At 29.0% G+C, this 14,107-nt stretch carries 14 protein-coding genes and 1 riboswitch; of the genes, 3 read left to right on the top strand and 11 right to left on the bottom strand.

Annotated elements, in window-relative coordinates; genetic code table 11:
• Positions 1-81 precede the first annotated feature (81 nt).
• From Q3223_RS11975 to Q3223_RS11930, 10 genes are all read right to left on the bottom strand, one after another.
• A complete protein-coding gene (locus Q3223_RS11975; protein WP_054269007.1) occupies positions 82-606 on the bottom strand; it encodes a peptidylprolyl isomerase in 525 nt (174 codons plus the stop codon).
• Positions 607-670: 64 nt separating this feature from the next.
• Entirely contained in the window at positions 671-1,423 is a 753-nt protein-coding gene (locus Q3223_RS11970; protein ID WP_054269006.1) for a patatin-like phospholipase family protein, read from the bottom strand.
• Between the two features lie 30 nt (positions 1,424-1,453).
• Positions 1,454-2,752, bottom strand: coding sequence for a M18 family aminopeptidase (locus tag Q3223_RS11965; protein WP_074179959.1), 1,299 nt, complete (start codon positions 2,750-2,752; stop codon positions 1,454-1,456).
• 18 nt (positions 2,753-2,770) lie between these two features.
• Positions 2,771-5,035 (bottom strand): DUF3553 domain-containing protein, encoded by a 2,265-nt coding sequence (locus Q3223_RS11960; protein ID WP_054275709.1) that lies wholly within the window; start codon positions 5,033-5,035, stop codon positions 2,771-2,773.
• Between the two features lie 252 nt (positions 5,036-5,287).
• Positions 5,288-6,106: an energy-coupling factor ABC transporter ATP-binding protein gene (locus tag Q3223_RS11955; protein ID WP_054269003.1), complete on the bottom strand. Its 819-nt coding sequence runs from the start codon at positions 6,104-6,106 to the stop codon at positions 5,288-5,290.
• Positions 6,099-6,797, bottom strand: a complete 699-nt coding sequence (cbiQ, locus tag Q3223_RS11950) for a cobalt ECF transporter T component CbiQ (protein WP_009888184.1) — start codon at positions 6,795-6,797, stop codon at positions 6,099-6,101. Before cbiQ ends, Q3223_RS11955 begins: the two co-directional genes overlap by 8 nt.
• Positions 6,798-6,799: 2 nt before the next feature.
• The gene (locus tag Q3223_RS11945) at positions 6,800-7,084 is read right to left on the bottom strand and encodes an energy-coupling factor ABC transporter substrate-binding protein (protein ID WP_009888183.1); all 285 of its coding nucleotides are present in this window, start codon (positions 7,082-7,084) and stop codon (positions 6,800-6,802) included.
• Positions 7,074-7,826 carry an energy-coupling factor ABC transporter permease gene (locus tag Q3223_RS11940; protein ID WP_054269001.1) on the bottom strand — a complete coding sequence of 251 codons (753 nt, stop codon included), beginning with the start codon at positions 7,824-7,826 and terminating at the stop codon, positions 7,074-7,076. Before Q3223_RS11940 ends, Q3223_RS11945 begins: the two co-directional genes overlap by 11 nt.
• 188 nt (positions 7,827-8,014) lie before the next feature.
• A riboswitch (cobalamin riboswitch) is annotated at positions 8,015-8,208 on the bottom strand.
• Positions 8,209-8,340: 132 nt separating this feature from the next.
• Positions 8,341-10,116 carry a nitric oxide reductase activation-like protein gene (locus Q3223_RS11935; RefSeq protein WP_054269000.1) on the bottom strand — a complete coding sequence of 592 codons (1,776 nt, stop codon included), beginning with the start codon at positions 10,114-10,116 and terminating at the stop codon, positions 8,341-8,343.
• 13 nt (positions 10,117-10,129) lie between these two features.
• Positions 10,130-11,059, bottom strand: a complete 930-nt coding sequence (locus Q3223_RS11930; protein WP_054268999.1) for an AAA family ATPase — start codon at positions 11,057-11,059, stop codon at positions 10,130-10,132.
• Positions 11,060-11,253: 194 nt separating this feature from the next.
• Here Q3223_RS11930 and Q3223_RS11925 point away from each other — a divergent pair, with 194 nt between their 5' ends.
• From Q3223_RS11925 to Q3223_RS11915, 3 genes are read left to right on the top strand one after another with little or no spacing between them, the layout of a single operon-like run.
• Positions 11,254-11,625, top strand: coding sequence for a GntR family transcriptional regulator (locus Q3223_RS11925; RefSeq protein ID WP_054268998.1), 372 nt, complete (start codon positions 11,254-11,256; stop codon positions 11,623-11,625).
• Positions 11,626-11,638: 13 nt separating this feature from the next.
• Entirely contained in the window at positions 11,639-12,505 is an 867-nt protein-coding gene (locus Q3223_RS11920) for an ABC transporter ATP-binding protein (RefSeq protein ID WP_054275706.1), read from the top strand.
• On the top strand, positions 12,493-13,134 hold the full coding sequence (locus Q3223_RS11915; protein ID WP_054275705.1) for an ABC-2 transporter permease: 642 nt from the start codon (positions 12,493-12,495) through the stop codon (positions 13,132-13,134). The genes Q3223_RS11920 and Q3223_RS11915 overlap by 13 nt, the downstream gene beginning before the upstream one ends.
• A 203-nt stretch (positions 13,135-13,337) precedes the next feature.
• Here Q3223_RS11915 and Q3223_RS11910 read toward each other — a convergent pair whose 3' ends face one another.
• Positions 13,338-13,946, bottom strand: a complete 609-nt coding sequence (locus tag Q3223_RS11910; protein WP_407812033.1) for a DedA family protein — start codon at positions 13,944-13,946, stop codon at positions 13,338-13,340.
• Between the last annotated feature and the right edge of the window lie 161 nt (positions 13,947-14,107).

Below are 14,107 nucleotides of genomic sequence, written 5' to 3'. Positions count from 1 at the left end.
AAGACGTAACTACATCCCATTTTATCTTCAATAAACAACATATATTTTGACTTTTACTTATAACTAATTTTTATATATGTTTTAATTTTTTTCTACATCAGAGTAATCTATTCCAAAAGTCTCCACAGTAACAGATTTCATAACTTGTGGAGTTTGTGGCTTATCAGCTGCATCTGTTCTAATTGATGCTATTTCATCAACAACCTCTATACCTTCTATTACTCTACCAAATCCTGCATATTGACCATCTAAATGTGGTGAATTTTTATGCATTATGAAAAATTGAGAACCAGCTGAATTAGGTGCCATAGTTCTAGCCATTGATATGACTCCTCTTTCATGTTTTAAATTATTAGTAAATCCATTCCCACTAAATTCACCTTTTATAGAGTGACCTGGACCACCCATTCCTGTACCATTTGGGCATCCACCTTGTATCATAAATCCTGGTATTACTCTATGAAATATTATTCCATTATAATATCCCTCATTTACTAATGATACAAAGTTTTTAACTGTATTTGGTGCTATATTTGGGTACAACTCAATTTTAATTTCTTTTCCATTTTCCATTTCTATAGTTACTATAGGATTTTTATTTTCCATAATTCATTACCTTCCTTTTCCTTAGTTAAATTATACAATTACATTTATTATATTATACTCTAAATTAAAGTCTATCAAGTATATTTTTTCCTATTTCATATCCTTCTTGATAAATAGCTTTACAAAACTCATCATCAAAATTAAGAGTGTCTTTAGGTGCGAACTGAGTATTTGGTCTAACTACTATTATTCTGTCTTCATCGTATGTTTTTTTAATATCTTCTGGCAATTCATAATTATATTTCGTTGATATTAAAATAATCTTATCCACATTATCCACAATTAAAGGTTCAATCAATGCACTCCTAATTAGACCTCCATCTAATTTAAAACCATCATATAGTCCTTCTTGAACATCTTTTGCAAATTGTTCTTTAAAACCAAGAGTGGCCTTTGGATTTGATGGTAACAATCCACTGTATGAAATACTGATAATTGCTTCATCACGAGTCATTTTTGATACATCAACAATCTTTTCTGATACTACCTTATTATTGACTTCTACATAGTTAACATAAAACTTCATTTCTTCAATTTTACTATCATCTAGTTCCCTCAAATTGTCTATAGCAGGAGAATTATCCACAGTATTATTTACTATTTTTACATTTCCATTCTGGATATCTTTTATATTTGTCCACATTTTTTCTAAGTTATCAACATTACCTGTGTACAAATAATATCCATTTATTGCTCCTATCGATGTCCCTGAAATTGAATAAAATTTATTTATTCCTCCATCATATAATGCCTTTACTACTCCTGCTTGGTAAGCCCCTTTTGCGCCTCCACCTTCTAAGCATAATCCTAATTTCATAGTCTCATCTCCAAATTGTTTATCTTATATTTATATTTCAAAAAACTTGCTAAACGTTTTATATATACTATAATGGTCTTCAACATTTCCTAATTCTCTTATAGAGTGCATTGCCAAAATTGGACTTCCCACATCCACAGATGGTATATCTATATGAGTTGAAGATATTGGACCTATAGTACTTCCACCTCTTTCATCTGACCTATTAACAAATTCTTGATACTCAACATTAGCTTCTCTACATATATTCTTATAAACAGCTATAGAATACCCATCACTTGTATATGCCTGACTAGCATTTATCTTTATAACAGGTCCTTTTCCCATAACTGGTTTATTAGTTGGGTCATGTTTTTCTGGAGTATTTGGATGGATAGCATGAGCCAAATCTGATGATATCATAAAAGATGAATAAATAGACTCAAAGAACTCTTCCCTATCTTTACCTATTGATAAACAAATTCTTTCCAATATATTTAATAGCATGTTTGAATCTGCACCTTGTTTAGTAGAGCTACCAACTTCTTCATTATCAAATACGGCCATTACATTTACGCCATTTTGACCTTTAGTATCGATAAGAGCATTCAAACTAGCATGTACCATAGCAAGATTGTCTTGTCTTCCTATAGATATAAATTCATCATTAGCCCCTATTAAACTTCCTTTTTCAAATTCATATAAAAACAAATCAAAATCTATGACATCTTCCATATTTACATCCAAATTAGATGCTATTTGTTTTAAAAGGAAGTTATCTTTTTCTAATGTATCATTCAACAAACCAACTAAAGGTAACATATCCTTTTGCTTATTATATGAATGACCATCATTTATACTTCTATTTAAGTGTATAGCTAGGTTTGGTATTATACAAATTGGCTTTTGAAAGTTTATAAGTCTTTCGCTTGGCTTTAATACATTATCACTCTTTAAAACTACCCTGCCAGCTATGCCAAGAGGTCTATCTAACCATGTGCTCAATATTGCTCCTCCATAGCACTCTGTATTCAACTTCAAATAAGATTTTTCAGCTTCTATTTCTGCATTTGGTTTAATGCTAAATGTAGGAGAATCTGAATGAGAACCTATTATTCTAAAACCATCTTTCTCTATGTCTTCTGAATTAACTACAAAAGCTACTATAGCAGATAAATTTTTAGTAACATAGTATTTTCCACCCACTTTTAGGTTCCACTTATGATTTAAAGCTAACTCTTCAAATCCATTTTTATCTAGAATTTCTTTAGCACTATCAACTGCATGAAAAGATGATGGACTATCATATATGAAGTCTATTAAGTTCTTAGCAAAATTTATACTATCCATTCCCTATATTAACCTCCATTATAAAATATTTAGTGTTGTATATTCTTTGTTTATTTTTTTAATTCCTTGCTTGTCAAAAGCTATAGTAACATCTGTGCCAATTATAGATACTACTGTCCCAACCCCAAATTTAGGATGATGCACTTTAGAACCAAGTTTTATATCATCTGGATTAGTTTCTTTATTGGAATCTTTTATTGTAGCATTAACCTTGTCAGCAACTTTAGATTTACTTATAGTATTCATATACTTTTTAGTATATTTATCTAACATATTATAGCTTGCTTTAGAATAACTCAGTTCTTTCTTTACTTTGTACAATCTTTCTATACATTCTTCTGGTAACTCCTCCATAAATCTCGAAGCTATTGCAACATTTGTTTTACCATATAATGTCCTCTTCTCTGTCAATGACATATATAACTCTTCTTTAGCTCTAGTTATACCAACATAACAAAGTCTTCTCTCTTCTTCTATCTGTGAATCACTTAGAGACTTTATAGCTCTTGATATAGGGAATAATCCTTCTTCCATACCTATTAGGAATACTACAGGGAATTCTAGCCCTTTAGATGTATGAATTGTCATAAGAGAAACCCTATCATTGTCTTCTTCATCATTTGATTCAGATGTAAGTGCTATACTAGTTAAGAATGTTTCTAAGTCTTTGTTTTCATAATTCTCATCATTACTACTTTCAAACTCCAAAGCTATAGATATGAATTCTCTTAAGTTGTCAATTCTATCTTGAGCTTCCTCTCCCTTACCAGTCAAATCTTTTTCATTTTTATTCCTTATCTCTACAAGTTCATCCATATATCCTGTAGTATCTAAGACCTTTTCTATAAGTTTACTAACAGGATAAACTTCTTTTATAGTTCTAAGTGTACCTATAATATCAACAAATCCACTTATACTTGCTCTTGCTTTAGTAGATATATCTGAATTTGTCTCTATATCAATTAATACTGAATATATACTTTCCTGCTTTAAATTAGCTCTATCTTCAATTTTTTCTATTGTTCTAAGCCCTATACCCCTTCTAGGTACGTTTATAATTCTTTTTATAGATATATCATCTTGTGGATTTTGAATAACTCTTAAATACGCTAATAAATCCTTTATCTCTTTTCTCTCGTAAAATTTTGTACCACCATATATATTATATGGTATTTGACTTCTATTTAAAGCATCCTCTACAGGTCTAGCTTGTGCATTTGCTCTATAAAGTACTGCAAAGTCTTTATATGGTCTCTTCTCTTTTCTAGCTATTTGTGCAATTGAATCAGCAATGAAATCAGCTTCTTCTATTTCACTACCAGTTAATTGTATCTTTATAAGCTCTCCTTCTTTTTTTTCACTCCAAAGCTTTTTCCTTTTTCTTTCTATATTATTAGATATAACTTTATTAGCTGCATCTAATATCACTTGTGTAGACCTATAATTTTGCTCCAATTTTACAACATGTACATTATCATAATCTTTCTCAAATTCAAGTATATTTCTTATATCTGCGCCTCTCCATCCATAAATACTTTGGTCATCATCTCCAACAACACAAATATTTTGATGTTCTCTTGCTAATAATTTTATCAATTCATACTGAGCTTTACTTGTATCTTGATACTCATCTACCATTATGTATCTAAATCTACTTCTATAATATGCTAAAACTTCTTCATTAGCCTTAAAAAGCTCTACAGTTTTAAGTATTAAATCATCAAAATCAAGTGCACTATTTCTTTTTAAACGGTCTTGATATAATGCATAAATATCTGCAATTTTACTCATTCTATTATCTGCCATGTTAATGTCTTTAAACTGTTTTGGAGTATAAAGCTTATCTTTTGCTCCTGAAATAGCACTTATAACTGCTTTTGGTTCAAACACCTTATCACTTAAGTTTAGTTCTTTAAGACAGTCTTTAACCAATGTAACTTGGTCTGCTGCATCATAAATTACAAAACTCCTGTTGTAACCAATCTTATTTATATCTTTTCTAAGTATACGAACACAGCAAGAATGGAATGTACTTATCCACATTTCCTTAGTCTCAGAACCTATATTTTGTTCAACTCTTTCTCTCATTTCATTTGCAGCTTTGTTTGTAAATGTTATCGCTAATATATTTGGTGGTTGTACACCTTTATCTTCTATAAGGTATGCCATTCTCGTTGTTAATACCTTAGTTTTACCTGAACCAGCTCCAGCCAGTATAAGTACTGGACCTTCAGTCTTTTCTACTGCTTCTCTTTGAGCAGGATTTAATGTATCTAAATTCATATTTCTCCTCCTGTTAACAGCCATAAATATATTTTAATCTAAAATATGAATTACTTCAAATTATAATTATGTATTATACTAATAGATTATTTCCAATATATTACAATTAAATAACACTTTACATATAATTTATTTTATTATTTAATAAAAAAATAACCTTATGATTTGGGGAATCATAAGGCACCTTTAAGGGGTCTAGGTTAAGGGTTATTATATATAAATCTATTTTTTTAAAATAGGTTTAGGGCTTAATTATTTGTTTGTATTAAGTTCTCTTTCTTTCCAGTACTTATACAAATCTTCTTCTTTCTTAAATAAAGGTAGGTTCATATTTTTGTGTACCTTTACTAGCCATGGGGATTCTAAGCCAGCTTGTATAATGTTATTTTCATTTACAAATACATTTTCTGCCTTTCCTTCATCAATTAAAATCCCCTTATCCAATACATATATATAATCGCATATTTCATACATTAAATTCATATCATGACTGGATATTACTATTTTTATATTATCTTTATTCAATCCCTTTATTATATCTACAATAGACCTAGTACTTACTGGGTCTAAACCAGCTGTAGGCTCATCAAGCAATATAATTTCATTTTCCATTGCTATAACTGATGCTATCGCTACCCTTTTTTTCTGACCATAACTTAAAAAATGTACTGGTCTATCTATAAAATCTATTCCATTAACAGCTACTAGAGCTTTATTTATTCTCTCTTTAATTATTTTTTCATCTATACCAATATTTCTCATTGCAAATGCTATATCATCGTATACTTTTGAATAGAAAATTTGTTTTTCTGGGTCTTGAAAGACAATACCCACATTTTTTCTAAGATTATACAAACTTTTCTTATCATATTTTAATTTTTCTTCTTTAAAAAGAATTTCTCCAGATGTAGGTTTTAATATACCCATTAAATTCATAAATAATGTTGATTTTCCTGAACCATTTGAACCTATTATACCTATAACATTTCCCTTTGAGAAATCCATATTAATGTTTAATAATGCATTGGCATTCTTTTCATATTGATAAGTTAAATTATTTATTTTAAACATCATTATCCCCTACTATGTGAAATTTACCATCATACAATTTTATGTCTAATGATATACACATATCATCATACCTTGTCATAAGTCTTTTGTACAGCATACTTCCAAGAATTCCTAAGGATTTATATGAAGTTTTTAAATTTATGTACCCAAATCTTAGTTCTTGTGACTTATATATTTCTGAAAATTCTTCTAAAAATATGAATATAAACCTATATATTAACATTGATAGCTCAACAAAAGTATCAGGTAAATGCATTTTTTTAAAGAAGAATATTAATTGATTAAAAGGTGTTGTAAGTATACAAAAGTATACACAAGTCAAACAAGACATAGCTCTAAATAACACATGAATAGACATGTCAATAGATGCTTTTGATATTCCTACATTGAAACTAAAAATTTCAAAACTATATAATAAGTCTGCCTTATTAAAAGATATATTTACAAGAGTTATTCCTATACTAAGAAATAAAAAGTACATTGGTATTCTGAGTAATTTTAAATAATTCTTTAAATCTATTCCAGCTACACAAACAACTAGAATACTCATTAAAATCATAATTCCACTTAAAACAAATATATTTTTTATTACCATAGAAGCAATCAGAAAGATTACTCCTATGGCTACTTTTTTATTTGGATTTACTTTACTTAATCTATTTGTATATGCATATTTATCAATTATAAGCATAATTAACTTCTCTTTCCTTTTTGAACACCTAATATGTACCCTATTACACCAGCACCTAACGCTGCTTGTGCAGAGAATAATAAACTTTCTATTTCTCCACTTGGTGGCTCATATGGGCTACTAAACCATGGTTCATAATCTGGATTTATCTTAGTAATTTCACTCTCAGCTTGACCATCTGCTCCTCCATATTCAGCTCCCGAATTAACAAGTAATGGGAATATGATAAGAGCTACTACTAATAAAAGTAGTAATATATTAGTTTTCGTCTTTGTTTTAGCACTCATTAGCTTTAACTCCTTTATCATTATTTTCTAGTATGCTTTTTTCTCCATTTTCTGTAATTAAATTATATACAATTACAGTAAGTATACCTTCTGCTATCGCTATTGGTATTTGAGTCATAAAGAAAATTCCTAAAAACTTAATTGCTGAAGCCATCACTCCACCTGATGGGTCTGGGAAAGCCAGTGCTAACTGTATCGAAGTTACTGTATATGTAGCCAAATCTCCTATTGCTGCTGCAAGAAATACTGGCATTGCATTATTTCCGTCTTTTTTCTTTAATGCTTTAAATATTAAGAATGATATAATTGGTCCTATAATAGCCATTGAAAAAGCATTAGCTCCTAAAGTAGTTATTCCTCCATGTGCCAATAGTAATGCTTGGAATATTAGAACTATAGTTCCAAGAACAAACATTACACTTGGTCCAAACATTATTGCTCCAAGACCTACTCCAGTAGGATGTGAACAACTTCCTGTTACTGAAGGTATCTTTAGTGCTGACAATACAAATACAAATGCTCCACACAGCGCTAATAATACTTTCTTTTTAGGGTCTTGCTTTACTATTTTTCCTATTGATTTTAGTCCTACTAAAAAAAATGGTATAAATATAACTCCCCATGCTATAGACCATTTTACTGGTAAGTATCCTTCCATTATGTGCATTGCATTCGATGTAACTGGAGTTAAAATGATTAACATAAGTGCAGCTATAACCCCTAATTTGATATTTTGTTTCATTTTACTATCCCCTCTCTCCCTTTCTAATAATTAAAATATAAATAATATATGTCTGATTTATTTTAAAAATAAAAATAAAAAAGCCTAACTCGATGGCTAGGCTTCTAATTTTCGACAATCCAAATACAAACACATAAAATGAACATATCTGTATAATTATTATAAGAAACTTTCTCCATCCCCGAAGAAATTACTTTAATATTTTAGGCAGGTCTCCTGACTTAGCTTCTTCCTACTCCTCTTCCTTCCCATGAAATATAAAAGTATATCATCATAGTGGCTAACAAAAGTTTCGTCTGCATCACAGTAGCGGGGGCTGTAAAGGAATTTAACCTTTTTCCCTATTAATCTTGCTTGAAGAACCTATAATATTATATATTTAATTTTTAAATTATTCTTAAAACATTTGCTATATAAATCATTGTATACCTTTTCTGTGAAAATTTCTACATTTTTTACAAATTTTATTCATTTTTATATTTTTATGTATATAAATTATTTTTTATAATCTTGATTAATTTCTAATTATCTTCTTTAAATACATCGAAACCACATCAGAAAATCTAGTTATATCTCTTGAATATATAAAATCGTTTCCATATATTAATCTTTCAGCCTCAAGCTCTGATTCTTTCCCTGTGAATACTCCTAATACTAATATATTTTGTTTCCTAGCTTTTCTTACTTCATTAGCTGTATCTCTTAAACCAACTATCCCTCTATAAGCTTTTTCTCCTCTTAAGGTTCTCTCACTATTTTTTCCTATCTTTACATCATTGGGTCTTCCATCACTAAGAACTATCAAAATTTTATTTTCTTCATCTCTATTTATTAGACCACTACATATAGATTTTATAGCTAAACCATCTCTATTATTACCAGCACAAAAGTATTCAAATATATTTTCACTATTTTTTAAACTATCATCATAATCTTTAAATCTTTTTAATATTGTATAATCCAAAAAACTAGAAAATCCCATAACTCTATTTGGTATGCCAACCTCTGTTAAGGCATTTGCAATTATATACGCCTGAATTGCCACATTTCCTTGATTTCTACTTTGAGAACCACTTGCATCTAATAATATATCAATAACATACTTTCCTTTTTCATTTTCTATATCTTTATAAAATATTTTATTATTATTACTTCTACCCACTCTCCAAGCCCTATTTGCTAATATAGTTCCACAATCAGAGTATACTCTTGTTTTAGCATTTTCTTCTATCAAAATTCTAGCTAGACTTTCTTTTAATCTCTTTATCTGCTGTCTATACATTCTAGCATGCTCTCTAAATTTCCCTAAATTATTTTCTTTTTGCCTTGTCACATATTTTAACTGGAATACATTATTACACTCACTTCTAAGAACTCCATCTGTAAAGTGTATTCTACACCCTTCATGAACATTTCTACAATTTTGTGTTTCAATCTTCTTAATTTCACCTTTACTCAAATAAGTTTTCCCATAATAATGTTCTATCTTTGAATATATCTTATTTGCAGTCTCTTCATCAACATATATTACTCTGTCTGCTGAATTGCTAGATTGAGAATCCTCAAAATCTCCTACTCCCTCTATAAGCATAGATGAAGATATAGAGTCTATATCACTTTCAATAATATTTTCTTCTTCATCACTATAAAGTTCTTCATACATAAAATCAGCAAATGTATCAAAATTTACATCAACATCTTTTACATTATTTTCATCATATGTAGAACTACTTTCTTCTCCATTTAACATATATTCAAAATAAGTTAAATATATAACATCTAATGCTTTTAAAATCTCCATAATATCTTGATTTGTATCTATATTCCTTATGTCATTAACTATTCTTCTAGTTAGGCTATCTAATGCTGGATGCTTGTCCATATTATAAAGTACAAAGGCATATTTAATTTTATCCATAATATTGTCATTGTGTATTTTGGTAAAACGTGAAACAATATCTTTATAAGCATTTCTTCTTATATCTTCTATCCCTGGTCTATCTTTAATAGCCTTTTCTTCAACTATTGTATTTAATATGACTTGAATCAGACCCAATATAATATCTTTGTCATATCCTTTTCGTATTCTATTTGTAAGGTATTTTTTTACTATGTCCCAATCTACATACTTTCTTCTAGCACCTGCAATTATTGCAAAATATAAACCTATTTCTTTTGAAGAATAATCCTTTTCTGATATGTCTATACTTTCATTGTAATCTCCAGCTATTGTCCAAGATAAATTATTTGCTCTGTTTTCAAATTCATAATCATCATATATCCATTTCATAATCTCACCTATATTAAATATGACTTATTGGAAATACATCTATACTCTCCCATTTATTAGGTATTCTAGTTTTAATTACATCTCCAACCATTTCTTTCTCATATATATCGAAGGTCTTTCCTGTAAGTCCCATGTTAATTGCAAGAGTTGGTTTCAACCCTCTTCTTATAGTCTTAAGTGATGCCATGAGACCACGCAAGTCAATAGCTTTACTAGATATTTCACCATTTTGAGACTTCAACTGTAAATCTAGAAATATTCCTGCAAAATGCATTAATTTTTCTTCATCAGCATCTGGAAATTCATTTTTTAAAATCATCATCAACTTATCTTCTTCTATAGGAGGAATATCTATTACCATAAATCTAGATACTAGTGCCTCATTAAGTTCTTTTGTTCCTGCATATTCATAATTCATAGTTCCAATAAATCTCGTTGCTGGATGCAGATTTACTCTTTCATATCCAGGAACATCAATCAGTCTTCTATAATCTAAAGCTGAATGTACTACAACTACAGCATCATTCTTTGCCATATTAATTTCATCAAATACACCAAATCCCCCATTGATGGCACATTCATAAACAGAACCCCTTCTAAGCTTAACTTCATTATCTATAAATGTGTCTGTACCTATAAGTGTTGAACTATCTGTATTTATGTGAAATGATGTATTCCATTGAGGTCTATTAAATATCTCACCCAAGTTGTCAGCAAGTAAGTTTTTTCCTGTTGCTTTTGGTCCTGATAATAATATATTTTCTTCTTCCAAAATAGCTGCTATACACATAGACAAAATATCTCTTCCATAAAAATAAGTTTTAGACTTCGTTACCCTATATTCTAAATCTTTCTCTAGAGCATAATAACGTCTAAAATATAGTACATCTTCAATAAGTTTCTCATCTACCCCTTGTACCCTTAGATTATCTATTATATCCATATTCTTACCCCTTTTATATAAATAGTATTTGTTTCATTTCTTAACACCATTTTAGCATAAAAAGATATAAGGTGACTAACATATAAATTATTGTATTATTCTCTCTTTTATATTTATTATCTTGACAAGACTGATTTATAGGCCTATACTGTACTTAACTAACAAGTACAGTAAGTACAGTATAGGAGGATTAAATGGAAATAATCATTAGTAATAGTAGTGATAAACCTATATATGAACAAATATGTTTGCAGATTAAAAGTCTTATAATGAATGGAACATTATCTGCTGGTGAGATGCTACCATCTATGAGAAGTCTAGCAAAAGATTTACATATAAGTGTAATTACTGTTCAACGGGCATACGAGGATTTAACTCGTGATGGATTTATTGAAACTGTGTCTGGTAAAGGTAGTTTTGTATCTAGTCAAAATAAAGAGTTCATCCAAGAAGAACAGTTACGAATAGCAGAAGAATTATTGCAAAAAGTTTCAGAAATTGGTCGAACACATGGTATATCTTATGAGCAGATGACCAATATTCTCAAATTATTCTATGAAGATTAAGGGGATGTAAACTATGGAAAAGAATAATGTTTTAGTTCAAAACTTATATAAAAATTTTGATGATTTTTCATTAAAAGATGTTTCATTTTGTATTCCAAAAGGTAGAATTGTCGGCTTTATTGGAGAGAATGGAGCTGGTAAAAGTACCACAATTAATTTGATACTGAATGAATTGAAAAAAGATGCTGGAAAAATTGAGATATTTGGGGTAGACAATGCAACGTATTCAATTAAAAATGATATTGGTATTGTCTTTGATGAGTGCAATTTCCATGATATTTTTACTGTAAAACATATCAGTAAAATACTATCTGGCATATATACGTCATGGGATGATACACTTTATCAACATTATCTAGAAAAATTCAAGCTTCCATTAAAAAAAACTATTGGCTCATTTTCCAAAGGAATGAAAATGAAACTTTCTATTATATGTGCTATGGCTCATAGACCAAAACTTCTAATTTTAGATGAAGCAACAACTGGGCTTGACCCTGTTAGTAGAGATGAAATATTGGATTTGTTTTTGGAATTCATACAAGATGAAGAACACTCTATTTTCTTTTCATCCCATATCACATCAGATATACAAAAAATTGCAGATTATGTAATACTAATTCATAAAGGAGAAATTGTTTTTGAAGAACAAAAAGATAACTTAATCTACAATTATGGAATTATTAGATGTGGAAAAGAAAAATTTAAAACTATCTCACAAGATGATTATCTTATTTGCAAACAGACAAATATGAGTATAGAATGCTTAGTTGATGATAAAGAAACTGCAAGAAGAAAATATAAGGATGTAGTTGTTGATAATGCGACATTGGAAGATATTATGCTTTTCTATATTAAAGGAGGAATATTATGCGAGGATTAATTTACAAAGACTTCTATCTTTTTTTTAAAAGTATTGATAAGAAACTTATTATAATTGCAATATTGGCTATTATCCTTCTCATTATGAATATGGGGATATATGCTGGATTAATGACTTCAATTATGTTTTCTATTTCAATAGGTATGCAAAACATTATAAGTTTTGCAAGTGATGAGAATGTAAACTGGAAAAAATATCAATTAGCTATGCCTGTTAGTGGATATTCTGTAGTGGCAAGCAAATATATTTCTGTTATATGCACATTGGTTTTTAGTTTATCTGGAAGCATTATATTTAGTTTGATGAGCAGTATTTTCTATGGTAATTTTGAAATCAGTATATTGGGCTTATCTATTATTGCAGCAATTATTTTGCCACTTACTTGTACTGCTATTTGCTTACCTCTTACATATTGGTTTGGTTTCCGTTCAGCACAAACAATAGGATTACTTTTCGTCGTTCCTATTTTCTATTTTATCAAATATTTTGAGGATGGACCTGGACTTTCTACCATTATGACTTCTACTCAATCCTATTTGTTGATGGCTTTCACTACAGTTATAGTCTTATTCATTGTTTCTTTTGTAATAAGTGTACTTGGATATTCAAGAAAAAATAGCTGTATATAAAAATAAAGCTGATAATTAATTGCTCTTAACTACTACTCAATATGTTATTTCATTATTAAATTTAACTTATTCATTACAATTTGACATTAAATATCCCCGTTTCTACATTGTACTAAAAACGGGGATTTTGATTATTAGAAATTATCTCAAACACTTAAATCTTACAGTAAGTATAAAAAATGATGAAAAAATCTATTAATTTTTTATAATCTTAACTTATGATGTTTTTTATGTATATATGACTTAATAGTAAATCCAATAAGAATTAAAGCTATTGGTATAATTAGAACTAGGAATTTATAATCATTATAATGGGACATTATTTTTACCCAACTCTCTGAGAAAATATACCCTATGCTAATTAGTGAAGTATTCCATATGGTAATTCCTACAATAGATGATACTACAAAAGTTATAATATTCTGACCTGCTATACCTGCTATAAAAGATATGTATGTTCTACATAATGGAATTAATCTACATACACAAACAGAAATAGAAGAATATTTATTAAAATAGTCCTGAGATGCAAATATTCCTTTCTTTGCCTTTGGACAAATCTCTACTATTTTATTTATGATAGATTTCCCACCCCAATTTCCTACTGTATAACAAAATATTGACCCAAGTATACCTGCAATTATACTCAAAATCAAAATTGTCAAAAACCCAAAATGATTCCTTGCGGCAATTGCTCCACATAATGGCAATACAACTTCGCTAGGTAATGGAAAACAAGCATACTCAATCATAATTAATACAAATACAGAGATTAATCCATATTGTAGAATAAAACTATTGATTACAGACACTTACTTATCTATCTCCTTTCTTATTTAAAAGTACATATCTATAAGAGCTCGCCACTCTGTATTTAAAGAATCAATCTCTTTAAACTATTATATGTATTTATACAAAGTATTTATAACATACTTTGAAAATAGTACTTTAAAAATAAGAAACTTATATAAAT

It is taken from the genome of Clostridioides sp. GD02367, from assembly GCF_045900275.1.
Taxonomy (GTDB): Bacteria; Bacillota; Clostridia; order Peptostreptococcales; family Peptostreptococcaceae; genus Clostridioides; species Clostridioides difficile_A.
Note: the sequence above shows the minus strand (reverse complement) of the source record. Positions and strands in the feature narration are given on the sequence as shown.

What these genes read in the sequence shown, in the direction of transcription:
- Q3223_RS11975 (WP_054269007.1), bottom strand. Translation starts at nt 606, where the DNA reads ATGGAAAATAAAAATCCTATAGTAACTATAGAAATGGAAAATGGAAAA.
- Q3223_RS11970 (WP_054269006.1), bottom strand. Translation starts at nt 1,423, where the DNA reads ATGAAATTAGGATTATGCTTAGAAGGTGGAGGCGCAAAAGGGGCTTAC.
- Q3223_RS11965 (WP_074179959.1), bottom strand. Translation starts at nt 2,752, where the DNA reads ATGGATAGTATAAATTTTGCTAAGAACTTAATAGACTTCATATATGAT.
- Q3223_RS11960 (WP_054275709.1), bottom strand. Translation starts at nt 5,035, where the DNA reads ATGAATTTAGATACATTAAATCCTGCTCAAAGAGAAGCAGTAGAAAAG.
- Q3223_RS11955 (WP_054269003.1), bottom strand. Translation starts at nt 6,106, where the DNA reads ATGTTTAAAATAAATAATTTAACTTATCAATATGAAAAGAATGCCAAT.
- cbiQ (WP_009888184.1), bottom strand. Translation starts at nt 6,797, where the DNA reads ATGCTTATAATTGATAAATATGCATATACAAATAGATTAAGTAAAGTA.
- Q3223_RS11945 (WP_009888183.1), bottom strand. Translation starts at nt 7,084, where the DNA reads ATGAGTGCTAAAACAAAGACGAAAACTAATATATTACTACTTTTATTA.
- Q3223_RS11940 (WP_054269001.1), bottom strand. Translation starts at nt 7,826, where the DNA reads ATGAAACAAAATATCAAATTAGGGGTTATAGCTGCACTTATGTTAATC.
- Q3223_RS11935 (WP_054269000.1), bottom strand. Translation starts at nt 10,116, where the DNA reads ATGAAATGGATATATGATGATTATGAATTTGAAAACAGAGCAAATAAT.
- Q3223_RS11930 (WP_054268999.1), bottom strand. Translation starts at nt 11,059, where the DNA reads ATGGATATAATAGATAATCTAAGGGTACAAGGGGTAGATGAGAAACTT.
- Q3223_RS11925 (WP_054268998.1), top strand. Translation starts at nt 11,254, where the DNA reads ATGGAAATAATCATTAGTAATAGTAGTGATAAACCTATATATGAACAA.
- Q3223_RS11920 (WP_054275706.1), top strand. Translation starts at nt 11,639, where the DNA reads ATGGAAAAGAATAATGTTTTAGTTCAAAACTTATATAAAAATTTTGAT.
- Q3223_RS11915 (WP_054275705.1), top strand. Translation starts at nt 12,493, where the DNA reads ATGCGAGGATTAATTTACAAAGACTTCTATCTTTTTTTTAAAAGTATT.